General features: G+C 50.4%; 19 protein-coding genes and 2 pseudogenes. 13 read left to right on the forward strand and 8 right to left on the reverse strand.

All coding sequences use genetic code 11. The annotated features are described in order from the left end of the window. Positions 1 to 25 precede the first annotated feature (25 nt). From NSCA4_RS0106405 to NSCA4_RS12920, 7 genes and pseudogenes are all read left to right on the forward strand, one after another. Entirely contained in the window at positions 26 to 256 is a 231-nt protein-coding gene (locus tag NSCA4_RS0106405) for a hypothetical protein (RefSeq protein ID WP_016687368.1), read from the forward strand. Positions 257 to 327: 71 nt separating this feature from the next. Further along, entirely contained in the window at positions 328 to 666 is a 339-nt protein-coding gene (locus NSCA4_RS0106410; RefSeq protein ID WP_016687369.1) for a hypothetical protein, read from the forward strand. A 212-nt stretch (positions 667 to 878) separates the two neighbouring features. Next, positions 879 to 1,385 (forward strand): hypothetical protein, encoded by a 507-nt coding sequence (locus NSCA4_RS0106420; RefSeq protein WP_016687371.1) that lies wholly within the window; start codon positions 879 to 881, stop codon positions 1,383 to 1,385. Further along, a complete protein-coding gene (locus NSCA4_RS0106425; RefSeq protein ID WP_016687372.1) occupies positions 1,382 to 1,747 on the forward strand; it encodes an H-type lectin domain-containing protein in 366 nt (121 codons plus the stop codon). Before NSCA4_RS0106420 ends, NSCA4_RS0106425 begins: the two co-directional genes overlap by 4 nt. Beyond that, positions 1,737 to 1,877 carry a hypothetical protein gene (locus NSCA4_RS15535; protein ID WP_176621478.1) on the forward strand — a complete coding sequence of 47 codons (141 nt, stop codon included), beginning with the start codon at positions 1,737 to 1,739 and terminating at the stop codon, positions 1,875 to 1,877. The genes NSCA4_RS0106425 and NSCA4_RS15535 overlap by 11 nt, the downstream gene beginning before the upstream one ends. Before the next feature lie 56 nt (positions 1,878 to 1,933). Then, entirely contained in the window at positions 1,934 to 2,047 is a 114-nt protein-coding gene (locus NSCA4_RS13855; RefSeq protein ID WP_081452104.1) for a Com family DNA-binding transcriptional regulator, read from the forward strand. A 78-nt stretch (positions 2,048 to 2,125) separates the two neighbouring features. Continuing rightward, a pseudogene (locus NSCA4_RS12920) lies at positions 2,126 to 2,906 on the forward strand (DNA adenine methylase). Positions 2,907 to 3,053: 147 nt separating this feature from the next. On the opposite strand, the gene ettA reads toward NSCA4_RS12920, so the two are convergent. From ettA to nadA, 6 genes are all read right to left on the reverse strand, one after another. Continuing rightward, positions 3,054 to 4,730, reverse strand: coding sequence for an energy-dependent translational throttle protein EttA (gene ettA / locus NSCA4_RS0106445; RefSeq protein WP_029609591.1), 1,677 nt, complete (start codon positions 4,728 to 4,730; stop codon positions 3,054 to 3,056). Between the two features lie 216 nt (positions 4,731 to 4,946). Then, the gene (locus NSCA4_RS0106450) at positions 4,947 to 8,000 is read right to left on the reverse strand and encodes a type I restriction endonuclease subunit R (protein ID WP_016687375.1); all 3,054 of its coding nucleotides are present in this window, start codon (positions 7,998 to 8,000) and stop codon (positions 4,947 to 4,949) included. Between the two features lie 54 nt (positions 8,001 to 8,054). Continuing rightward, positions 8,055 to 9,353 carry a restriction endonuclease subunit S gene (locus NSCA4_RS0106455; RefSeq protein ID WP_016687376.1) on the reverse strand — a complete coding sequence of 433 codons (1,299 nt, stop codon included), beginning with the start codon at positions 9,351 to 9,353 and terminating at the stop codon, positions 8,055 to 8,057. Positions 9,354 to 9,444: 91 nt separating this feature from the next. Further along, a complete protein-coding gene (locus tag NSCA4_RS0106460; protein ID WP_016687377.1) occupies positions 9,445 to 11,643 on the reverse strand; it encodes a type I restriction-modification system subunit M in 2,199 nt (732 codons plus the stop codon). A gap of 539 nt (positions 11,644 to 12,182) precedes the next feature. Next, positions 12,183 to 13,727 carry an L-aspartate oxidase gene (gene nadB, locus NSCA4_RS0106465; protein WP_016687378.1) on the reverse strand — a complete coding sequence of 515 codons (1,545 nt, stop codon included), beginning with the start codon at positions 13,725 to 13,727 and terminating at the stop codon, positions 12,183 to 12,185. A gap of 51 nt (positions 13,728 to 13,778) precedes the next feature. Beyond that, positions 13,779 to 14,891, reverse strand: coding sequence for a quinolinate synthase NadA (gene nadA, locus NSCA4_RS0106470; RefSeq protein WP_016687379.1), 1,113 nt, complete (start codon positions 14,889 to 14,891; stop codon positions 13,779 to 13,781). A 202-nt stretch (positions 14,892 to 15,093) separates the two neighbouring features. On the opposite strand from nadA, the gene NSCA4_RS0106475 reads away from it, so the two are divergent. The 4 genes and pseudogenes from NSCA4_RS0106475 (at position 15,094) to nadC (ending at position 17,892) form a co-directional block, all read left to right on the forward strand. Beyond that, positions 15,094 to 16,032 carry an NUDIX hydrolase gene (locus tag NSCA4_RS0106475; protein ID WP_016687380.1) on the forward strand — a complete coding sequence of 313 codons (939 nt, stop codon included), beginning with the start codon at positions 15,094 to 15,096 and terminating at the stop codon, positions 16,030 to 16,032. 97 nt (positions 16,033 to 16,129) lie between these two features. Next, entirely contained in the window at positions 16,130 to 16,396 is a 267-nt protein-coding gene (locus NSCA4_RS0106480; protein ID WP_487250672.1) for a hypothetical protein, read from the forward strand. Further along, a complete protein-coding gene (locus NSCA4_RS0106485; RefSeq protein ID WP_013449309.1) occupies positions 16,393 to 16,875 on the forward strand; it encodes an immunity protein RhsI2 family protein in 483 nt (160 codons plus the stop codon). Before NSCA4_RS0106480 ends, NSCA4_RS0106485 begins: the two co-directional genes overlap by 4 nt. A gap of 134 nt (positions 16,876 to 17,009) precedes the next feature. Next, positions 17,010 to 17,892 (forward strand): annotated as a pseudogene (gene nadC, locus NSCA4_RS0106490) (carboxylating nicotinate-nucleotide diphosphorylase). 430 nt (positions 17,893 to 18,322) lie between these two features. On the opposite strand, the gene mtgA reads toward nadC, so the two are convergent. Both mtgA and aroE read right to left on the reverse strand, forming a co-directional pair. After that, a complete protein-coding gene (mtgA, locus tag NSCA4_RS0106495; protein WP_016687383.1) occupies positions 18,323 to 19,024 on the reverse strand; it encodes a monofunctional biosynthetic peptidoglycan transglycosylase in 702 nt (233 codons plus the stop codon). A 1-nt stretch (position 19,025) separates the two neighbouring features. After that, the gene (aroE, locus tag NSCA4_RS0106500) at positions 19,026 to 19,835 is read right to left on the reverse strand and encodes a shikimate dehydrogenase (RefSeq protein ID WP_016687384.1); all 810 of its coding nucleotides are present in this window, start codon (positions 19,833 to 19,835) and stop codon (positions 19,026 to 19,028) included. A 243-nt stretch (positions 19,836 to 20,078) separates the two neighbouring features. Here aroE and glnA point away from each other — a divergent pair, with 243 nt between their 5' ends. Both glnA and NSCA4_RS0106510 read left to right on the forward strand, forming a co-directional pair. Beyond that, positions 20,079 to 21,497 (forward strand): type I glutamate--ammonia ligase, encoded by a 1,419-nt coding sequence (gene glnA / locus NSCA4_RS0106505; RefSeq protein ID WP_016687385.1) that lies wholly within the window; start codon positions 20,079 to 20,081, stop codon positions 21,495 to 21,497. A 410-nt stretch (positions 21,498 to 21,907) separates the two neighbouring features. Beyond that, complete coding sequence (locus tag NSCA4_RS0106510) at positions 21,908 to 22,972, forward strand: 2,3-butanediol dehydrogenase (protein ID WP_016687386.1); 1,065 nt, start codon at positions 21,908 to 21,910, stop codon at positions 22,970 to 22,972. Positions 22,973 to 23,002 lie beyond the last annotated feature (30 nt).

Below are 23,002 nucleotides of genomic sequence, written 5' to 3' on the forward strand. Positions count from 1 at the left end.
TTATCTATTTGTTGAGGGTAACAAAATGACCAATCTGTATCAAAACCTGACGGCACTGCTCAATCGCGAACAGCGCGGCATCGCCAAAATAACAGGCGATTTGGGCGGCGGCTCATGGGCGGCGCAAACGCAAAGCGGCGGGAATATCGTTTTGAGCGGTCAGGCTGCTTTGAATCAACGTGTTTTCTACGATGTACGCACCAACCGCATCATTAGCCAAGCCCCCGATGCCGCCGTTTTGGAGTTGGGCGTGTAGTGTTGAGTGCAGGCTCGCCGCCTTGGTAGTGGGTGATGGGCTGAGATAATTTGTTTTATTTTGAGAGTGTTATGAGTACGGATATTCTGCGTTTCAAACAGGGCGAAACCGTCGAAATCAGCGTGATTTTCGATGTTTTGGACGACTTGGGTATTTCTGCTCTGACCGGCGTTACCGCTGCCGCCGAACTTCGGCGCAAATATACTAAGGAGACGGTCGCCCGTTTTCAGACGACCCTTTACCCCGAAATCCGTTTGGTGCTGCTGCGTTTGGATGCTGATGTGTGCCGAAGTTTGGCGGAGGGGCATTACGTTTTCGATTTGCAATTCGTTCGCCGCTCTGACGGCTTGGTGCAATACAGCGGAGATATTCCGCTGGAGATTTTAAAGAGTACGAGCAATGTTGGGTAAGTTTAGAGTTTTTAAGGGAAATTTGGAAAATGCCGCGCATCGGTACGATGACGACTTGTATCGGACGTGGTTGATCCAGCCCGAGAATCAAGGCAAATCATTTAAGGATTTCACGCAATGGCTTGCCGACGTTAAAAGCGAGGATGCGGGCGAAGCCCCTGATTTCGTAGCAAGATTTATTTTGGCAATTTCATAAAAGGCAGGTAAAAAAAATGACATTAAGACAACGTATAGACGCGCTGGTGGACGCTATTGGCACAAAATTCAAAGAGGTTATCGGTAAAATCGGCTCGACAGATATGCTGCAAACTACGGAGCGCGGGAGCGTGGTAGGTGCGGTAAACGAGTTGAAAATCCGTATTGACAACATCGGCAGCGGCAATAGCGGCGCGGCGATTGACGATACTGCACCTGCGGCTGATAAAGCTTATTCCAGTCAGAAGGTTGATTCGCTGATTGATGCGGCAAAAACGGCTGTCAAATCAGAGATTTTAGACGGCGCGGACGCGGCATACGATACGCTGGCGGAAGTTGCAAAGTATATTGAGCAGGACAAAACCGGCGCGACCGCGCTTTCGGAAGCTGTTGCCAAACGCCTGCGTATCGATGAGGCACAAGTTTTGACACAGGCGCAAAAAACCGCAGTAGAAACCACGCTCAATCTTGGCGATACTGATACCGACTTCGTGGCTAAATTTAATCAGGCGTTGCAGTCATGACCTTGGTCGAGCGTTTTAAGCTGTTTGTCGATGCCGTTGCCGCCCAGTTTAAAGCGCAAGAGGCGGAAATCAATAGATTAAGATCTGCGCAGGGCGGCGGTAAAAAAGAGTATCGGGAGATGTATGTCCCGCGATCAGAAATTAAATTTTCAGAAGGAAATAACAACAACAAGTGGATTACCATTCCATTTGATGTTCCTTTTTCCGAGCGTCCGATGGTCAATGTTGTGCTGGATATACAAGACGTCACGCCAAGAAACTCTTATGTGGGTAATATCACGGCGGAAGGTTTCGATATAGGCACAAACTATGCGCCGTCACTCAAGGGCGTGTGGTATCAGGCTTGGGTCGTTGATAAATAAGCAGAAAAAAGGTCGTCTGAATACTGGCGACCTCAATAGGGAGATTGAAAAAATAAAGTGGGACGGCGACGTAGCAGTGCAGCAACACCGCTACGCCAGCCAAGCAGAGCGCACCTGCATTGACTTCTAAGGCCGCCTTAGTCTCGCGAGACCGAGGCATTCTATCTGATACAGGAGTGGATGCAAATGCAAATTTATCGGGAGTTACGCTGCAAATTCTGCGGCAAATTGCTGGCAAAAGGCAGCGGTTTCGTGCAAATAAAATGCACACGCTGCAAAAATATTAATTCTTTCAGTTGATTATAAAATCGAAGAATGCCGTTGAGCATCATATTAATCTGATTCAGAGCGTCGTCGAATGCCGATTTAGGAGTATATATGATGCAAAAACCGCAACAATCTTTACCCATCATCCCTTGGATGGGCGGGAAGCGACGGCTGGCAAAACACTTGTTGCCTATGTTTCCTGAGCATTCCTGCTATGTCGAGCTGTTTTCAGGCGGCGCGGCATTGTTCTTTCTTCGGGAAACACCCGCCAAAGTGGAAGTTTTAAACGATATCAACGGACAACTCGTCAACCTATACCGCGTGGTACAGCACCATTTTGACGAGTTTGTCAGACAATTCGAGTGGACGTTAACCAGCCGCGAGACCTTTGCCAACCTGCAAAACACCCCGCCTGACTGTTTGACCGACATTCAACGGGCTGCCCGGTTCTTCTACCTTCAACACAACGCCTTCGGCGGCAAGACCGTCCATCAACATTTTGGTACGGCTACCACGTCAAAAGCGTGGGATGCGTCGCAAATCGAAGCTAAATTAAAGGCTGCTAAAGACCGTTTAAAAAGGTGTTTATATAGAGCATGAGTCGTGGGAGCGTTGTTTCAAACGATATGACCGCGAACACACTTTCTTTTACGCTGATCCACCATATTGGCAGACAGCGGGCTATGATAGTGCTTTTGATTGGTCTCAATATGAGCTGCTGGCAAAGGTAATGTTGGAAAGCAAAGGCAAGGTCATGTTATCCATCAATGACCACCCAGATATACGGGCTTTGTTTAAAGACTTCCGTATTACTCAACTGGAGCTGGCTTATACCGTAGGCAGGGATAAGACACGCAAAACAAGCGGCGAATTGGTTATTTGCAACTGGTAAAACAAAAGCGACGGGAGCGTCGCTTTTGTTATCTTCTGCCATCCGATATAGTGCAAAAGCTGCCGTAACTTTTAAAACGTATCGAGTGCAAAAGTTGATGTAACAAAGTGCAAAAGGCGGCGGCGGCTTACATTTCTTATTTTCCTATCACCGCGTTACCGGCTTATATTTAATCCGTCTCGGTTTCGCACCCTCTTCGCCGAGTCGGCGTTTCTTGTCGGCTTCGTATTCCTGATAGTTGCCGTCGAAGAACACCCATTTCGAATCGCCTTCGCACGCCAGAATATGCGTAGCGATGCGGTCGAGGAACCAGCGATCGTGCGAAATCACCATTACGCTGCCGGCAAATTCCAGCAATGCGTCTTCCAGCGCGCGCAGGGTTTCTACGTCGAGGTCGTTGGACGGTTCGTCCAGCAGCAACACATTGCCGCCGCTCAACAAAGTTTTTGCCAAGTGCAGACGGCCGCGTTCGCCGCCAGACAATTGACCTGCGATTTTGCTTTGGTCGCTGCCTTTGAAATTGAAGCGTCCCAAATATTGGCGGGCGGGAATTTCAAACTGACCGACCTGCAAAATGTCGCGGCCTTCGGCGATGTTGTCGAACACGGTTTTGTCGTTTTGCAAACCTTCGCGGCTTTGGTCAATCAGGCTCATTTTCACGGTTTGCCCGATTTTCACTTCGCCGGAATCAGGCTGCTCTTTGCCCGCAATCATTTTGAACAGCGTCGATTTACCCGCGCCGTTCGGGCCGATGATGCCGACAATCGCGCCCGCAGGCACTTTGAAGCTCAAATCGTCAATCAGCACTTTGTCGCCAAACGATTTGGAAACGTTCACAAATTCAATCACTTCATTACCCAAACGCTCGGCGACGGGAATGAAGATTTCCTGCGTTTCATTGCGTTTTTGGTATTCGTAGTTGCTCATTTCCTCAAAACGCGCCAAACGCGCTTTGGACTTGGCTTGGCGGCCTTTGGCATTTTGGCGCACCCATTCCAATTCCTGCTTCATCGCTTTCACGCGCGCAGCTTCGGATTTCGCCTCGTTTTCCAAGCGTTTTTCTTTCTGCTCCAACCAAGACGAGTAATTGCCTTTCCACGGAATACCGTGTCCGCGGTCGAGTTCCAAAATCCATTCGGCGGCGTTGTCGAGGAAGTAGCGGTCGTGTGTTACGGCAATGACCGTACCGGGGAAGCGCACGAGGAATTGCTCCAGCCATTCCACCGATTCCGCATCCAAGTGGTTGGTCGGCTCGTCCAGCAGCAGCATGTCGGGCTTGCTCAACAGGAGTTTGCACAAAGCGACGCGGCGTTTTTCACCGCCGGACAGATTGCCGATTTTGGCATCCCATTCCGGCAGGCGCAGCGCGTCGGCGGCGATTTCCAATTCATGTTCCGCACCGCCGCCGGTGGACGAACCTGCCGCAATAATCGCTTCCAAGCGGCCTTGCTCTTCCGCCAGCGCGTCAAAATCCGCATCAGGATTGGCATACTCGGCATACACTTCTTCCAAACGTTTCTGCGCGGCAGCCACTTCGCCCAAACCGCTTTCCACTTCCTCGCGCACGGTTTTTTCAGGATCAAGCTCCGGCTCTTGCGGCAGATAGCCGATTTTGATGCCGCCCATCGGCACGGCTTCGCCCTCAAATTCCTTATCCACACCCGCCATAATCCGCAGCACGGTGGACTTACCCGCGCCGTTCAAACCGAGCAAACCGATTTTCGCGCCGGGGAAGAAGGAAAGGGAAATATCTTTAATGATGGTTTTCTGCGGCGGCACAACCTTGCTCACGCGCAGCATAGAATAGACGTATTGTTGGGACATAGTATTCTCAATTCGGTCAAACAAATTTCAGACGACCCATTTTAACCGATTGCACCGATTGTTGCTTGCACGGATGATATTTAGAGGGGAAATAGATGGAGTGGATTGATTTGTTTGTATTTGGAAGAAGGTCGTCTGAAAAGTAAAATTAAGCTTCATGAATAGCAAACATTCCTCAGAAAATAAAGCCGTCTTTTCAGACGACTTTAAAACATACTATTTTTCCAAATGGACATTATCATAAATCTGCTTCGCCAATCGGCGGCAGACTTTGTTTTTGATTTGAGGATTATTCAAAACTTTAGAAACGCTCTCTCCAAACTGCTCAAACAATCCGACCAACAAATCATCAACCTGTGTATTGAAATAATTCATGAAAGATGGCAAAGGATTGTTATTGGCTGCATCGACAATATCCGGATTTTCGCGCGCAAATTTTTCAATAGACTCAAAAAATAGCTGATCTGCCAATGTAAACTCGGTTGTAAATGTTTCATTTAACTCTTTAATCAGCTTATCCAGCTCTTCGGTCAGGCTGACTTGTCCCGTACCTACGTCCGTTGAGCCTTTTTGCGGTTCGGCTTCGCCTTCGTTCAGCTTGATTGAGCCTTCGCCGATTTGCTGCAAACGGTAATATTGCAAAATTGCCATTTTAGACAAATCCAATTTTTCGCTTTGTTTGCCGCGCGGCAGCTTCATCATCAAAGCTTTGAGATAAACATAGCGTTTCTCATGAATAGAATCGGCATACGGCAAAATCTGCGAAACAAACAAATAAAGATTCAAATAACTTTGCAGCTGGCTTTTAAAGAGTTTTTGTTGCTCGTCATTGTGCTCGGGGTCGTCTGAAATATGCAGATATTTTTCAATCGCTTTATCAATGATCGCATTAAGCTTTTTATGCTCGCTATTGCTTGGTGTGGTACGCCCGCTAAACCAAACACCGGCAAATTCATCAATGTCATTTGGCGTATAAATCTTCCACTCATCCAGTGTATTGCCCAGACTTGCCAACTTCTCATCATCAGGAATCTCGCTCAGCTCTGTCCGTTGATAATACGGTTTGAAAGCTGCATAAATGTCTTCATGATCATTGACGAAATCCAGTACAAACGTATCTTCCTTGCCTTTTGCCGTACGGTTTAAACGAGACAGCGTCTGCACCGCCTGCACACCCGACAGCACTTTATCGACAAACATGGTATGCAACAACGGCTGGTCAAAACCGGTTTGATATTTATCTGCCACCAAAAGCACTTGATAATTATCGCTGTCAAACTGTTCGGGAAGCTCAGTTTCCTTAATGCCGCCATTCATGCCGGGTTCGGAATATTCTTTTTCGGTTTGTTCCGGCAGAATCACTTTGCCTGAGAACGCCACCAGTGATTTGATTCCCTTATACCCTTTTTCGGCAATATATTCATCAAATGCCAATTTATAGCGTACCGCAGCTTCACGCGAACCCGTTACCACCATCGCCTTAGCATAGCCGCCGATCTTATGGCGGGTTACCGACTGGAAATGCTCGATAATGATTTCCACCTTTTGACTGATTACGCTCGGATGTAAATTCACAAACCGCATCAGCTCTTTTTTGGCTTTGTGCTTCGGTAATTCGATATGGCTATCTGCCGTACTCAATAAACGGAAATATTGTTTATAGGTCGTATAGTTTGCCAACACATCCAAAATAAAGCCTTCTTCAATCGCCTGTTTCATGGTGTAGCTATGAAACGGCGTTTTGCCTTGCTCGTTCGGTTCGTCAAACAACGCCAACGTTTTCCATTTTGGCGTAGCAGTGAAAGCAAAAAAGCTCAAATTATCTTGGCGGCTGCGTTTGAACTGTTCGCGCAGGATATTTTTTTGCGTTTCAATATCTTCAGGCAGCTCGTCATCTTCCAAATCTAAAAACTCAGCCGCAATTGCCGCTTCAATCCCGCTTTTGTTCAACACCTGGCGCAACTCGCTTGCCGTCTCGCCCGTTTGCGAACTGTGCGCTTCATCCACGATGACCGCAAAGCGTTTGCCTTCGGTATCAAGCGAAATGTGTTCGCCATGTTTTGCCTTGGTTTGAATGCTGTGCATCACATAAGGGAATTTTTGAATCGTCGTGATGATAATCGGCACATTTGCCGCCAGCGCGGCGGTAAGCTGGTGGGTATCCCTATCAATTTTCTGAACCACGCCATCGGTTTGCTCAAATTGCGCCACCGTTTCTTGCAACTGTCTGTCCAACACCACACGGTCGGTAACAATAATCACCGAGTTAAAGATTTTTTCATCAGTGGCATTATGCAAAGAAGCCAAATGATGCGCCAGCCAAGCAATCGTATTGGACTTGCCGGAGCCTGCCGAATGCTGAATCAGATAATTTCTGCCCGCGCCGTGCGCTTTAGTGTGGGCAATCAATTTCCTTACCGCATCAAGCTGATGGAAACGCGGAAAAATCATGCTCTCGGTTGTGATATAGCGGAAACCCGAATTCAGGCGGACTTTTCGTTCTTCACGGCTCAAATGCAAAAAGCGCCCAATCAATTCCATTAAGCTATCTTTACGCAACATCTCGCGCCACAAATACTCCGTACGCACATCGTTTTCAACCGGCGGATTGCCTTTACCATCATTAAAACCGCGGTTAAACGGCAAAAAGCGCGTACCCTCGCCTTCCAGCTTGGTGGTCATATGCACTTCTTGCGTATCCACCGCAAAATGCACCAACGCACGTTTTTTAAATTCAAATAATTTGCCCTGCGGATTCCGATCTTGACGGTATTGGCGCATCGCATCTTCCACCGTCCAGCCGGTTGCCGACATTTCGTTTTTTAATTCGATGGTGATAACAGGAATACCGTTTACCGACAATACCATATCAATCCGCTCGTTACATTCGGTAATCACTTGGCGGGTAATTTTGACGATATTGGCATCGTATTGCTGCTGCGTGGTTTCATTTAAAGTGGAATTGGGGGCGAAATATGCCATTTTTGCCGTACGGTTTGCCACACGGAAACCATTGCGCAGCACATGCAGGCTGCCTTTAATGTTCAATTCTTGATTTAACGCTTTGATCAGCTCGTCTTTCGCCTTATCTTTACGCGACATTTCCAAATACGCCCATAGTTTCGGTTGGGTCGTCTGAATAAATGCCACGGCATCGGCAGGAAAAAGTGCGGTTGATTTTTCATAATCTTCTGCCAAGCCTTTTTGGTAACCGCCTTCCGTTAATAGGCTGTGCTCAATTTCATTTTCAAAGTATGGTTCGGTATGCATCCGTTTGCTCCCATTTTATTGATTGCAAGGTAGGCTTGAATCCGCCTATGCCCTTTATTCATCGGTTATTTTTATTTTCCCTGTAACCGCCTGAGTAATCAGCGCGGTGCGGTATTCTTTCAGACGACCTATGGTTTGATTGACCGTATCGCACAAGCGGTCGATTTTGGCGGTTTCTTGGTCAAGGTAATCTGTGATGGCGGTTTGTTCTTCTTTAGGCGGTAAAGAAATTTTTATTGTGCCAACGGTATCTGTATTTAAATTTAATTGCGTTCCCATTTTTCCTAAGCCTAGATATGGTTGCCCTGAGTAGAAAATATAATACAAAAATTTAATATTATTTTTATATTCAGGAAAATAAACAAAACCATCGTGAATACAAGCTTTTATTTTTGTAATAATTGGTTTTCCTACACTTCCAGCGATACTTAAAAATAGACTATTTGGCAGTAAAGGGACGCTAAAAGATTTGCCTAAATCAGATAATCGTTGTGTTGTTTCTAACAAATACATATTGCTCGCTGTTACATCTGCAATTCTCACCCAAGCATATTCTCCATCATCATCAAAATAATCAGGATTATCAATGGGCCTTGGTGATGCCCCTCTTTTTACTTGGCTCAACCGTTTAATTGATAAAACTTCCCAATGCGCCGGTACATCCCCCAACCATTCCACGCCGCTGTTTTTCATCGGGGCTGCGGGGTTTAAGCCTTTGGTTACGGCATGGGTAATCACGGCGGTGCGCTGTTCCGCTAGCTTTTCGAGCAGCGTTTGTTGCTTGCCAATCAGCGCATCGATTTCACCGAGCTTAGTGTCTAGGTACTGGGCGATGGCGGTTTGTTCTTTTTCAGATGGAATAGAGATTTTTAACATTGCAAATTTTTCTCTCGGTAATTCCATAAATGTAGAACCTTGCCCAAAGCTATTTAAAGTCGATTTATTTGCATATAACCAATAATATAAATAATTCACGTCATTGGGAGATAGCACTTCCAATAAAAAGCAGCCTTGGTTGACTACGGCAGGAAGCAAGGTTATGGCCAAATGCCCGATTGGCGCACGTTTAGATAAGGCAATACTTTTAGCCGGAGCTAATGAAACGCCACAGTTTTCATAGCCTTCTTTCGTTATCATTTTTAGGCTTGCAGCAATTTCTTTATTCTTGTTATCTCCTAAATCCTTTGGAGTAAACCATGCAATTTCATCTCCCCAATAGTCAGGCTCTGATGTTTTTGGTGTTGCCCCGTTATGAATTTTGAAGATTTGGTTACTGTGTTTTATTTCCCAATGTTCCGGTACTTCTCCCAACCAAGGAATACCGCTATCTTTATATCTATCGTATCTGTTCATTTTTATATCTCGTTTTTAATACCATCGTAGGGAAGTTTCTGCTTACCCTACGATGGTATTGCGTGTATTTCAGAAAAATCCCGTCCGCCTGTTATTGCAAATTGCCGAGCATTTGTATGATTTCTTGCTCCAAGGCGTTGATTTCGGCTTTAATTACAGCCAAATCGCGTGGCGGCTGGTATTCATAAAAATGACGGTTTATCGGAATTTCAAAGCCGAGTTTGGTTTTGCTTTCATCCACCCACGCATCCGGCACATGCGGTAAGACTTCGGCTTGCATATAGGCTTCTATTGTCGGGCGCAGAGCGGTCAATAATTCGTCCAAATTCGTTTCGTTGTCATAGCCCAAACTTAATGGGAATAGGATTTCAGACGGCATCGGTACCAGTTCGGTATCGCGCAGTTGTGAATCGGCTTCTTTATTGCCTTTGCTGTCTGTGCAAATATCAGCGGTTGGGTCGCGCTCGCTCAATGCGTCCAAAATGGCTTTTTTCAGCGGTGCGCCGATGGTGAAATTCAAGGCTTTTAACGCCGGATTCAATACTTTTAAAAAGGCGTCGCGGTTTGTATAAAGTGTGTCATCCAATCCGCTCAATGCGTCGATAATGGCTTGTTGCTGCGCTTCGCCTCTGTCTTCATCGGCTTTGATTTGCGCTTCGTTTTTGATTTTTTTGCTTTTCGCCAAATTCGCAAAGGCGGTTTGTTCCCGCAGTTTTTCAATGCGTTCTGCGCTGGCTTGGAAATTCAGGCGCAAGGGGCGTTCTACCGTGATTTTCAAATAGGCGAAATCTTGGTTGTCGAAAATCTTGCTGTCTTTGGTTTCGGCAAAATCGGCATACAGTTTGGTAATGTCGGCGATATGCTTTTCTGACAATTCGTTGCGCTTGTTGCCGAGCGATTTTTGCATTTTTTGATAATACTGCGTGGCGTTAATCAACTGCACTTTGCCTTGCCGTTTGGCACTTTTCTTATTCGATAAAATCCAAATGTAGGTATAAATGCCGGTGTTGTAAAACATTTGATCCGGCAGCGCGATAACGGCTTCAAGCATGTCGTTTTCAATCACATAACGGCGGATATTGCTTTCGCCGCTACCTGCATCGCCGGTAAACAGCGGCGAGCCGTTAAATACCACGGCGATGCGCGAGCCTTGGTCGTCTTTTTCAGGCTGCTTCATTTTGCTTATCATGTGCTGCAAAAAGAGTAGAGAGCCGTCGTTGATACGCGGTAAACCTGCGCCGAAACGGCCATTGAAGCCTTTATCTGCGTATTCTTCTTTAACGTAATCTTCTTGGATTTTCCATTCCACGCCAAACGGCGGATTCGCAAACATATAATCAAAGCGTCTGCTTGGATGCCCGTCATGCGGGGTAAAGCCGTTTCCTTTGTCTTTGGCGTTTTTTACCCCCAAGGTATCGCCGAAAATGATGTTTTCGGCGGGTTCGTCTTTAATCAATAAATCGGCGCAACAGATGGCATAGGATTCGTTGTTATATTCTTGTCCGTATAAACCGAGATGGATTGTTTGATTGAACCCTTTCAAGGCTTTTTCAGATTCGGAAAGCATGCCGCCTGTACCGCAGGTCGGGTCATAAATTTCATAGTACATGCTGGGTCTGGATAACTCTTGATGGTCTTCTGCAAAGGCAATATTGACCATCAGACGGATGACTTCACGCGGGGTAAAGTGGTCTCCGGCTTCTTCATTAGCCTGCTCATTAAATTTACGAATCAATTCTTCAAACAAATAGCCCATTTGCGTGTTGGAAATGACATCCGGCGACAAAGTCAGTCCGTGCGACTGCAAATCTCCGACGAAGGTTTGCAGGACTTTATACAGACGATTGGCTTCATCCAGCTTGTCGATTTCTTTTTCAAACTCAAATTTGTCAAAAATATCTTTGGCTTTGGCAGAAAAACCGTTGATGTAGTGGATTAAATTCACGCGGATATGATCGGGGTCGTCCAGCAGGCGGGCAAGATTGAAACCGCTGATGTTATACAGCTTTTGCTTGCGGTCTTTTCCAACAATCGCAGTGAGTTTTTTATCTAACAACACTTGTGGGAGCTTGACTGTTCCGTCTTCCTCCTGGTTCTCATCAAATAAAGCTTTCATTGCATCTGTATGTTTGCTCAAAATCGCATCAAAGCGGGCAAGCACAATCAAAGGCAGCATCACACGGCGGTATTGCGGCGGACGGTAAGTCCCGCGCAGACCGTTAGCGATGTTCCAAATCATTGAAACGAGCGCACTGTGATGGGGGTGTTGGTGGAGATTTTCAGTTTTCATTGTTGTTATTCCTTAATACCTTAAAGCAGGTTTTTATAGTGGATTAAATTTAAACCAGTACGGCGTTGCCTCGCCTTAGCTCAAAGAGAACGATTCTCTAAGGTGCTGAAGCACCAAGTGAATCGGTTCCGTACTATCTGTACTGTCTGCGGCTTCGTCGCCTTGTCCTGATTTAAATTTAATCCACTATATGTAGGGATGATTTTCAAATTTGATGTAGGCTGTTTTAGAAAATGTAGAATGACTTACGCCGCATCATATCTCTCAAAAGCCAGATATTTAATCGATTATACAGGGTCAATTACCCTTTTTTCCAAGTAAAACCGGTATGACTTCTCTGTTCATCTCCAATAAAAAATGAACTGGATATGTATCCTGCTTATTATTAAAAACGGTGAATTAAATTCCGGCCGGTAAGTAGATAAAAATTCATCAAAAAGAAATGATTGAAGAATAGAAAGGTCGTCTGAAATCCCCTTTCAGACGACCTTTCTTCATTTTTCACAGAAATATCCCAAATCCCCGCGCAGCCCTACCCTTCAGCTTGCCGCCTGTTTTTTCCAATCGACACACTCTGCCAAATCGGTATTGAAATGCGCGCCGATGTTTTGCCGCCTTGCGTATGCGGCTTGGGCGACGGCGAGGCTGCATTCGAGCAGGTTGCGGTTTTCGTATTCGGACACGGTGTGCGGTTCGGCTTGGTTTTGCTTCCAAAGCCGCAGCTGGGCGATGGCGCGGCGTAGGTCGGTATCGTTGCGGAGGATGCCCAGATGGCGTTGGTTGAAGGCTTGCAGGACGGGGCGGCTGAATGTGTTTTGGAGGTCGTCTGAAAAGATGCACGCTTCGGCGGAGGGGTTTTCAGACGACCTTTGGGGCGGTGCGGTTTGGAATGCTTGTCCGTCCGCGATGGTTTGGGCGGCAAGCCTGGCGGTAACGACGCATTCGAGCAGGGAGTTGCTGGCGAGGCGGTTGGCTCCGTGCAAGCCGGTGCAGGCGGTTTCGCCTAAGGCGTAGAGCTGCGGCAGGGAGGTTCTGCCGCGGGGGTCGGTTTGGATGCCGCCGCAGGTGTAGTGTTGCACGGGGCGGACGGGGATGGCTTGGCGCGTGATGTCCAAGCCGCATTGGGACAGGCAGTGCCGATGGATGGACGGAAAATGCTGACGGACGAACTCTGCGGGTTGATGGCTGATATCGAGTGAGACGAAGTCTTGCGTTTGTTTGGCGATTTCGGCGGCGATGGCGCGGGCAACGATGTCGCGCGGCGCGAGTTCGGCGCGGCGGTCGTAATGCGGCATAAACCGTTCGCCCGCTTGGTTGGTCAGGATGCCGCCTTCGCCGCGCACGGCTTCGGAAATCAGGAAGGTGCGGCCGTTTTCAGACGACCTTGCCAAGCCTGTGGGGTGGAATTGGATAAATTCGAGGTTTTCGACTGCGCAGCCTGCGCGTATCGCCATGGCGATGGCGTCGCCAGTGCATTCGGGCGGCGTGGTGGTGGCGGCGTAAATCTGTCCTAAGCCGCCGCCTGCGAGTACGGTATGGCGGGCGCGGATGCGGTAGGTTTCTTGCGTTCGGCGGTCAAGGACGGTCAGTCCGCACGCTGCGCCTGATTCGGTTTGAACGTCCAACGCCATCTGCCGCTCGTAAACGCGGATGTTCGGGCGGCAGCGTATTTGGGCAATCAGGCTTTGCATGACGGCTTCGCCCGTGTAATCGGCGACGTGGGCGATTCGGCGGCAGGTATGCCCGCCTTCGCGCGTCAGGTGCAGGCCGTTATTATTTTGGTCGAACGCCACGCCCTGCGCCAGCAGCCATTCGATTGCCGGTTTGCCCTGCGACAGGATGGTGCGGACGGCGGCTTCGTTGCACAAACCTGCTCCCGCTTCCAAAGTATCGGCAACGTGTTTTTCGATATCATCCTCTCCCGACCACGCCGCCGCAATCCCGCCTTGCGCATGACGGCTGGCAGTGTCGTCCAGCCAGTTTTTGCACAAAATGACGATGCGGAATGATTCAGGCAGCGACAGGGCGAGCGTCAGTGCCGCCAGCCCGTTTCCGGCAATCAATACGTCGCAATCGGTTTGCATGGTGTTGTCCTTGTTTGAGAGGTCGTCTGAAACGGCAATATGGACGGCAAATCAGGCGGGCCCCATGCCGTTGAACACATCCCCGCGCTTGAGTCCTGCCGCGAAGTCGAGCATACGCTGCAAGGGCAGTTTGGCGGCTTCGCCCAGCTTCCTGTCCAACAGGATTTCGTTACGTCCGCTTGTCAGGGCGTATTTGATGCCACCCAGCGAATTCATCGCCATCCACGGGCAGAACGCGCAGCTTTTGCAGCTTCCGCCGTTGCCCGCCGTCGGTGCGGCGATAAATTCTTTGTCGGGCGCCTGCTTTTGCATTTCGTGCAGGATGCCCAAATCGGTCGCCACGATGAATTTTTTTTCAGGACGCGATACGGCAGCTTTCAGCAGTTTACTGGTCGAGCCGACCACGTCGCCCAGTTCGATGACGCTTTGCGGCGATTCGGGATGAACCAGCACCACCGCATCGGAATGTTCCGCCTTCAACGCCGCCAGTTCCTGCCCTTTGAATTCGTTATGGACGATGCACGAACCCTGCCACAACAGCATATCCGCGCCCGTTTCGCGGCGGATATAGTCGCCGAGGTGGCGGTCGGGTCCCCAAATCAGCTTCTCGCCGCGCGATTTCAGATACGACACGATTTCCAACGCCACCGAAGACGTTACCACCCAGTCGGCACGCGCTTTCACGGCGGCGGAAGTGTTGGCGTACACCACCACTGTACGGTCGGGGTGTTGGTCGCAAAACGCCGAAAACGCCTCTTCCGGGCAACCCAAATCCAAAGAACATTCCGCTTCCAAATCAGGCATCAACACCGTTTTTTCAGGGCAGAGGATTTTCGCGCTCTCGCCCATGAAGCGCACACCTGCCACCACCAGCGTACCGGCTTCGTGTTCCGCGCCGAAGCGCGCCATCTCCAGCGAATCGCCCACGCATCCGCCCGTTTCCAAAGCCAAATCCTGAATCAGCGGATCAACATAATAATGCGCCACCAAAACCGCGTTTTTCTGCTTCAGCAAGGCCTTGATTTCGTCTTTCAGACGACCTGCCGTCTCGCGGTCGGGCGTGTCGGCAACCTTCGCCCACGCCTGACGGATTTGGCAGGCGGAAGTCGGCGTCTGGATGAGTGGCATATCGTAATCGAACGAGCGGCGGGCGGCGGTTTGCATGATGTTTCCTTGTAGCTGGTTTTTGAGGCGGCATGAAGGTTTGCCGTCTGTTTTTCAAACTGTTTTTATATTATGCTCAACTTGAGTATAATATGCAAGGTCGTCTGAAAACAGGTTTGAGATACCGCAAAACCGACCCGCTTCGTTCCGACAAACCGCTTTGGTTTACAATAAAGCCTTTCCCACCCGCAGAAAGCCGAGCATGGACGCCTACCCCGAAGCCGAAGCCCCGCCGCAAAGCATCGTCGAGCTGGTTCCCGTATTGATTGCCGTTACCGACGGCGGCCTGCGGGTATTGACCGTCGCCCAAGGCACGCTCCTGCCCAACGGCCCGCTCTCCCCCCTGCGCAATTCCCTTCAGGCGGGCGTGAAGCTGTGGGTCGCCAAGCAGACTTCGCAGCCTATGGGCTATGTGGAACAGCTTTACACCTTTGTCGATACCCACCGACGCAACGAACACGGCATGCCCGTCTTGTACGTCAGCTATTTGGGGCTGGTGCGCGAGGCAGCCGACAGCATCCTGCACCCGGATGCGAAATGGCAGGACTGCTACGGCTATTTCCCGTGGGAAGATTTGCGTACCGACGGCGGGCAGCGCGACGCCATTGTCAGCCGCCTGCGCATTTGGGCAAACTCGGCAGACACGGAGGAAGTCCGCCAAAAGCGGCTCAAGCGCATTCATTTGTGTTGGGGGGTCGAGCCGGAAAACTGGTCGGAAGAATACGTTTTGCAACGCTATGAAATGCTGTTTGAAAGCGGTCTGATAGCGGAAGCCGCCGAGCCGCAGGCAAACTTCGACTTCGCGCTCACGGGGCAGCCCATGCGCCACGACCACCGCCGCGTGTTGGCAACCGCCCTGTCCCGCCTGCGCGCCAAAATCAAATACCGCCCCGTGATTTTCGAACTGATGCCGCCCGAATTCACGCTGCTGCAACTGCAAAACAGCGTCGAAGCCATCAGCGGCAGATTGCTGCACAAGCAAAACTTCCGCCGCCAGATTCAGCAGCAAAACCTCATCGAGCCGTCGGATACCGGCGTATCGGGCAGCAAAGGCCGTCCCGCGCAGCTTTACCGCTTCCTCGACGACGTCCTGCCCGATAGGCTGATTTCGGACATCGGACTGCCGCTGGGCAGCCGTTAGCCCGTTTTCAGACGACCTATAGTGGATTAACAAAAATCAGGACAGGGCGACGAAGCCGCAGACAGTACAGATAGTACGGAACCGATTCACTTGGTGCTTGAACACCTTACCAGGAACTATGGAAGTTTTAAAAAAGATTGGCACCACAGGCAACTCAGCCACAGGCAAACTTTTTCCAGATTTACCTCGCACAAATAAGGGATGGACTGAAAAAACACAAGTGCAATTCAAGCTTGAAGGCCAAGGAAAACCACATGTGAATAAAGGAAAAGGGGTAGTCAATACAGGGCTGGGGAAATCTGGCGGCAAAGAAGCTTTTGAGAAACAGATTATTCATTTTGAAAAAATTGGAGATATAAAATGAGCTATTTAAATTTAGATGATGATATGTATTTGGTTTATGATTTTAAAAAAGATATGAAAAATAGAAAAAAGAAGGAGCATATTGAAGATACAAGATTACTGTCATTGAATGACGAAAGTATCTTTGGCATCAAAAAAGACAAAGGATTGTTTGCGTCGGATGAATGGTGGGCTAATATTGATTCCGGACAGATTATCACCAGAAGCGTTTCCGGAGTAATATCGTCAATATATGAGGCAGGAATGGAAAGAAGAAACATACCGAATAGTTTTAGTTTTATAGATGGTGAAGGCATCGTAAGGAATGAAAGTATGTATATGATGAATAAATCCGACAGACATTTATTTTGTGAAGGGAAAAAAATTGCTATTTTTTACGCGTATGACGAATTAAAAATATCAAAACAAAGAAAAGGAGACGTAATTGATTTGGAAAACAACTATGTTGAGCAAGTCATTGAAATGGCAATTTCAAAATAATCAGATGACGCCGGAGAGAATTGTTCTCTTTGAGCTAAGGCGAGGCAACGCCGTACTGGTTTTTGTTAATCCACTATAAAATGAAGTTTTGCCCCGTCGGTGCAACATCCATCTTTTTCAATAAAGGAAACCCCATGTCGTCTGAAAACACCCTCTTCCCCCCTGCCCGACACCCTGTTGCGCCCCATAGTCGAACAAGCCTTGCACGAAGACTTGGGCAGGCGCGGCGACATTACGTCCGCCGCCGTCATCGCCCCCGATAAAACCGCCAAACTCTTCCTCGTCAGCCGCGAAGACGGCGTTATCGCCGGCATGGACTTGGCGCGCCTCGCCTTTCAGACGATGGATCCGTGCGTCCACTTCCAAGCCGAAATCCACGACGGACAAGCCGTCCGCGCAGGTCAGACGCTTGCCGCCGTCGAAGGCAACGCCCGCGCGCTGCTCGCCGCCGAACGCACCGCGCTCAACTACCTCACACACTTAAGCGGCATCGCCACCGCCACCGCGCGTGCCGTTGCCGAAGTCGCCGAATACGGTGCAGACATCGTGTGCAGCCGCAAAACCATCCCCCTGCTGCGCGTCCTGCAAAAATACGCCGTCAGGGCGGGCGGCGGCGTGAACCACCGCATGGGTTTGGACGACGCCGTGCTCATCAAAGACAACCACCTCGCCTATTGCGACAGCATCGCCCAAGCAGTTCGGCAGGCAAAACAGGCGGTCGGACCGTTGACCTGCGTGGAAATCGAAGTGGACACGTTGGCACAACTGGACGAAGCCATCGCGGCGGGCGCGGAACGGATTTTGCTGGACAACATGGACGACGAAACCCTGAAGGAAGCGGCAAACCGCTGCCACACGCAAACCGCCCACCCCCACACCATCTATTGCGAAGCATCGGGCGGCATCGGCTTCGACCGCCTGAAGCGCGTGGCACAAACCGGCGTGGACGGCATCGCCCTCGGCTATCTGACCCACAGCAGCCGCTCGTTAGACATAGGTTTGGATTTCGTGGCGTAAATTTTGCCTAAGACAGCGGCGCAGAAAAAATCCATTCAAAAACGCCCGTTTCGTTATTCCCACACAGGTGGGGTAAAGATGACGAAACGGGCGTTTTCTGAAGTAGATTAAAATTGCAATGATACGGCGTTGCCAACGCCCTTATGTACGATATTATTTTTGACACACAACTTACCGCTTGCCGTCATTCTCGCCCCCGCCTACGCGAGGACAGGCTACGGAGGGAATCCATTTTTGAAATTCAGAAACTGTTTTTCAAATCAAGGTTTCACAAGTTTTACGATGGATTCCCGCCGTAGCCTGTCCTCGCGTAAGCGGGGGCGGGAATGACGGAAAAAGTATTCGGATAAGTGGTATATGTGATACGGCAAACAAGGTTACAGTTGCACAAAGGTCGTCTGAAACCCCATCACCTGATTTTCAGACGACCTCAATCCATATCGCTTTCAGGCAGTTCTGCCGAACCCATGCGGCGCAGGATGATGTTGGTTTTGTTGCGCAGGCGTTTGCTTTTGGGGTTGTCGGCGTAAAACAGCGGTGCGGGGACGCGGGCGGCGAGTTTGGCGGCTTGCTGTTTGGTCAGGTTGGCGGCGGGTCTTTTATAGAAATATTGGGACGCGGCTTCTGCACCGAATACGCCGTAGTGCCATTCGATGGCGTTCAGATACAGCTCGAAAATGCGGTCTTTGTCGGTAACGGCTTCCATCATCGCGGTAATCGCGGCTTCTTCGCCTTTGCGGACATAGCTGCGGCTTTCGTTCAAAAACAGGTTTTTGGCAAGCTGTTGGCTGATGGTCGAGCCGCCTGCTTTGACTTCGCCGCTTTGTTTGTTGCGCTTGATGGCGTATTGGATGCCGCCCCAGTCAAAGCCGCCGTGTTCGGCGAATTTGGCGTCTTCGGAGGCAATCAGGGCTTTTTTCAGGTTGACCGAAATGCGGTCGTAAGGCACCCAGCGGTAATCGAGTGCGACATCTTTGCCTTCGTTTTGAAATTGCCGCATCCGCATCGCCATGAAGGCGGTTTTGTTCGGCGCGACGGCGCGGTAAGTGATGATGTTGCCGTACACATAAGCGTTGAAAAAGATAAATGCGCCTAAAGGCAGGGCAATCAGCCATTTGATGATGCGGAACATTTTATAACTCTCTCATATATTGGACGACGGGCAGGACATCGGGCGCAAAGCCGCGCCAGAGACGGTAGGAAGCTGCCGCCTGTCCGACCAGCATACCCAATCCGTCGGCGGTTTGTTTTGCGCCTGATTGGCGGGCGAACGCTAAAAACGGCTGCGCCGCTTCGCCGTAAACCATATCGTAAGCCAAAGTGCAATGTTCAAAAATTTTCGGCGACACGGCGGGAAGCTGTCCGCTTAAGCCGCCGGATGTACCGTTGATGATGATGTCGAAGCCGCCTTCCAGTTGATCCAAAGGTATGGCTTCAATATCGAAATGCGCCGCCATTTCCGCTGCTTTGGCGTGGGTTCGGTTGGCGATAACGATGCGCGCGGGGCGGTATTCTTTCAATACGGGAATGACGCCGCGCACCGCGCCGCCCGCGCCGAGCAGCAAGACGGTTTTGCCGGAAATCTCTACACCCAGCCTTTTTGCAATATCGTCCGTCAGTCCGAGTCCGTCGGTATTGTCGCCGCGTATTTTACCGTTTTCCAGCAAAATCAGCGTATTGACTGCACCCGCCGCCAAAGCGCGTTCCGAATGTTCGTCCGACAAGGCAAACGCTTCCTGCTTGAACGGTACGGTAACATTTGCCCCGCGCCCGCCATTGTCAAAAAACGCTTCAACCGCCTGCGCGAAACCGCCGATGTCGGCGCAAATGCGTTCGTATTCGATTTCGACGCCTTCCTGCAAGGCAAACTGCCGATGGATTTGCGGCGATTTGCTGTGCGCGACGGGGTTGCCGAAAACGGCATAACGGGGAATAGTGTTCATAAAAATCCTATTCGGCAGGACAAATGCAAAGACCGCCCATTATAACCGCCTTTGCCGCCTCATACCGCTGTTTTGCAACAAATCGGACTATGTACCAGATTGTTGACAATCAGGTCGTCTGAAACTATATTCCGCAAGTCAGAAATTTAACGGATTTGCGGTTTCAGACGACCTTCGGCGTGATAAAATGCAGCAGATTTTCCGCGAGATTCCGTATCCGTTACTTCCCATTAGGAGCCGAAAATGTCTATCAAAGACGCAGTAAGACTGATTGAAGAAAGCGAAGCCCGCTTCGTAGATTTGCGCTTTACCGATACCAAAGGCAAGCAGCACCACTTCACCATCCCCGCCCGCATCGTCCTCGACGACCCTGAAGAGTGGTTTGAAAACGGTCAGGCGTTTGACGGCTCGTCCATCGGCGGCTGGAAAGGCATTCAGGCATCCGACATGCAGTTGCGCCCCGACCCTGCGACTGCCTTCATCGACCCCTTCTTCGACGACACCACCGTCGTCCTCACCTGCGACGTCATCGACCCCGCCGACGGTCAAGGCTACGACCGCGACCCGCGCTCCATCGCCCGCCGCGCCGAAGCCTACCTCAAATCCTCCGGCATCGGCGACACCGCATACTTCGGCCCCGAACCCGAATTCTTCGTCTTCGACGGCGTAGAGTTTGAAACCGATATGCACAAAACCCGTTACGAAATCACGTCCGAAAGCGGCGCATGGGCAAGCGGCCTGCACATGGACGGTCAAAACACCGGCCACCGCCCTACCGTCAAAGGCGGCTACGCCCCCGTCGCCCCGATTGACGCCGGACAAGACCTGCGTTCCGCCATGGTGAACATTTTGGAAGAACTCGGCATCGAAGTCGAAGTCCACCACGCCGAAGTCGGCACCGGCAGCCAAATGGAAATCGGCACGCGCTTCGCCACCTTGGTCAAACGCGCCGACCAAACCCAAGACATGAAATACGTCATCCAAAACGTTGCCCACAACTTCGGTAAAACCGCCACCTTCATGCCCAAACCCATCATGGGCGACAACGGCAGCGGTATGCACGTCCACCAATCCATCTGGAAAGACGGTCAAAACCTGTTCGCAGGCGACGGCTATGCCGGCTTGAGCGACACCGCCCTCTACTACATCGGCGGCATCATCAAACACGCCAAAGCCCTGAACGCGATTACCAATCCATCCACCAACTCCTACAAACGCCTCGTGCCGCACTTCGAAGCACCGACCAAACTCGCCTACTCTGCCAAAAACCGTTCCGCGTCCATCCGCATCCCGTCCGTGAACAGCAGCAAGGCACGCCGCATCGAAGCGCGCTTCCCCGACCCGACCGCCAACCCATACTTGGCGTTCGCCGCCCTGCTGATGGCAGGTTTGGACGGCATTCAAAACAAAATCCATCCGGGCGACCCAGCCGATAAAAACCTCTACGACCTGCCGCCGGAAGAAGACGCACTCGTCCCAACCGTCTGCGCCTCTTTGGAAGAAGCCCTCGCCGCCCTCAAAGCCGACCACGAATTCCTGCTGCGCGGCGGCGTGTTCAGCAAAGACTGGATCGACAGCTACATCGCCTTCAAAGAAGAAGACGTACGCCGCATACGCATGGCGCCGCATCCGTTGGAATTTGAAATGTATTACAGCCTGTAATCAACGTTCCCAATCGGGCTAAACGAAAGGTCGTCTGAAAACCTTGTTTCCAGGTTTTCAGACGACCTTTTTTTGTTTATTCGAAATACAGCCTGCCGACCAAAGCAAAAAGTATTAAAATAACGGCAATCAAACGACACAAGCCCTGCCAATATAGTGGATTAACAAACATCAGGACAAGACGACGAAGCCGCAGACAGTACAAATAGTACGGAACCGATTCACTTGGTGCTTCAGCACCTTAGAGAATCGTTCTCTTTGAGCTAAGGCGAGGCAACGCCGTACTGGTTTAAAGTTAAGCCACTATAATAAAAACTGTCGTCATTCAAATGCACACCTACCTTTCCCCGAAAAGCCGTCCGACCTTTCAGACGACCTTTCTTTCCAACCTCAAAACAAGGAGCGTTACAATGAAAGCAGCACGTTTTTACGATAAAGGCGACATCCGCATCGAAGACATCCCCGAACCGACCGTCGCCCCCGGCACCGTCGGCATCAACGTCGCCTGGTGCGGTATCTGCGGTACCGACCTGCACGAATTTATGGAAGGCCCGATTTTCATTCCGCCCTGCGGCCATCCGCACCCGATTTCCGGCGAGTCCGCACCCGTAACGATGGGACACGAATTCTCCGGCGTGGTTTATGCCGTCGGCGAAGGCGTGGACGACCTCAAAGTCGGACAACACGTCGTGGTCGAACCCTACATCATCCGCGATGACGTACCGACCGGCGAAGGCAGCAACTACCACCTCTCCAAAGACATGAACTTCATCGGCTTGGGCGGCTGCGGTGGCGGCCTTGCCGAAAAAATCGCCGTCAAACGCCGCTGGGTGCATCCGATTTCCGACAAAATCCCGTTAGACCAAGCCGCTTTGATTGAACCCCTGTCCGTCGGCCATCACGCCTACGTCCGCAGCGGCGCGAAAGCAGGCGACGTCGCATTGGTCGGCGGCGCAGGCCCGATCGGTTTGCTGCTTGCCGCCGTGTTGAAAGCCAAAGGCATCAAAGTCATCATCACCGAATTGAGCAAGGCTCGCAAAGACAAAGCCCGTGAATCCGGCGTTGCCGACTATATCCTCGACCCGTCCGAAGTCGATGTCGTCGAAGAAGTGAAAAAACTGACCGACGGCGAAGGCGTGGACGTCGCATTCGAATGCACCAGCGTCAATAAAGTGCTGGACACCATGGTCGAAGCCTGCCGCCCGACTGCGAAAGTCGTCATCGTATCTATTTGGAGCCACCCCGCCACCATCAACGTCCACAGCGTCGTGATGAAAGAGCTGGACGTGCGCGGCACCATCGCCTACTGCAACGACCACGCCGAAACCATCAAACTGGTGGAAGAAGGCAAAATCAACCTCGAACCTTTCATCACCCAGCGCATCAAGCTGGACGAGCTGATTTCCGAAGGCTTCGAGCGTCTGATTCACAACAACGAATCCGCCGTCAAAATCATCGTCAATCCCAACCTGTAAACGACTGACGGATTGATATAGCTAAATAAC

Origin of the sequence: Neisseria sicca 4320, from assembly GCF_000193735.1 — a bacterium.
Classification (GTDB): Bacteria; Pseudomonadota; Gammaproteobacteria; order Burkholderiales; family Neisseriaceae; genus Neisseria; species Neisseria sicca_E.

Excerpts from the sequence above, each read along its gene's own strand:
- nadB (WP_016687378.1), bottom strand. The coding sequence starts at position 13,727 with ATGCAAACCGATTGCGACGTATTGATTGCCGGAAACGGGCTGGCGGCA.
- NSCA4_RS0106460 (WP_016687377.1), bottom strand. The coding sequence starts at position 11,643 with ATGAAAACTGAAAATCTCCACCAACACCCCCATCACAGTGCGCTCGTT.
- ettA (WP_029609591.1), bottom strand. The coding sequence starts at position 4,730 with ATGTCCCAACAATACGTCTATTCTATGCTGCGCGTGAGCAAGGTTGTG.
- NSCA4_RS0106510 (WP_016687386.1), top strand. The coding sequence starts at position 21,908 with ATGAAAGCAGCACGTTTTTACGATAAAGGCGACATCCGCATCGAAGAC.
- glnA (WP_016687385.1), top strand. The coding sequence starts at position 20,079 with ATGTCTATCAAAGACGCAGTAAGACTGATTGAAGAAAGCGAAGCCCGC.
- NSCA4_RS0106425 (WP_016687372.1), top strand. The coding sequence starts at position 1,382 with ATGACCTTGGTCGAGCGTTTTAAGCTGTTTGTCGATGCCGTTGCCGCC.
- NSCA4_RS0106475 (WP_016687380.1), top strand. The coding sequence starts at position 15,094 with ATGGACGCCTACCCCGAAGCCGAAGCCCCGCCGCAAAGCATCGTCGAG.
- NSCA4_RS0106455 (WP_016687376.1), bottom strand. The coding sequence starts at position 9,353 with ATGAACAGATACGATAGATATAAAGATAGCGGTATTCCTTGGTTGGGA.
- NSCA4_RS0106485 (WP_013449309.1), top strand. The coding sequence starts at position 16,393 with ATGAGCTATTTAAATTTAGATGATGATATGTATTTGGTTTATGATTTT.
- mtgA (WP_016687383.1), bottom strand. The coding sequence starts at position 19,024 with ATGTTCCGCATCATCAAATGGCTGATTGCCCTGCCTTTAGGCGCATTT.
- NSCA4_RS0106405 (WP_016687368.1), top strand. The coding sequence starts at position 26 with ATGACCAATCTGTATCAAAACCTGACGGCACTGCTCAATCGCGAACAG.
- nadA (WP_016687379.1), bottom strand. The coding sequence starts at position 14,891 with ATGCAAACCGCCGCCCGCCGCTCGTTCGATTACGATATGCCACTCATC.
- aroE (WP_016687384.1), bottom strand. The coding sequence starts at position 19,835 with ATGAACACTATTCCCCGTTATGCCGTTTTCGGCAACCCCGTCGCGCAC.
- NSCA4_RS0106420 (WP_016687371.1), top strand. The coding sequence starts at position 879 with ATGACATTAAGACAACGTATAGACGCGCTGGTGGACGCTATTGGCACA.
- NSCA4_RS0106410 (WP_016687369.1), top strand. The coding sequence starts at position 328 with ATGAGTACGGATATTCTGCGTTTCAAACAGGGCGAAACCGTCGAAATC.
- NSCA4_RS0106450 (WP_016687375.1), bottom strand. The coding sequence starts at position 8,000 with ATGCATACCGAACCATACTTTGAAAATGAAATTGAGCACAGCCTATTA.
- NSCA4_RS13855 (WP_081452104.1), top strand. The coding sequence starts at position 1,934 with ATGCAAATTTATCGGGAGTTACGCTGCAAATTCTGCGGCAAATTGCTG.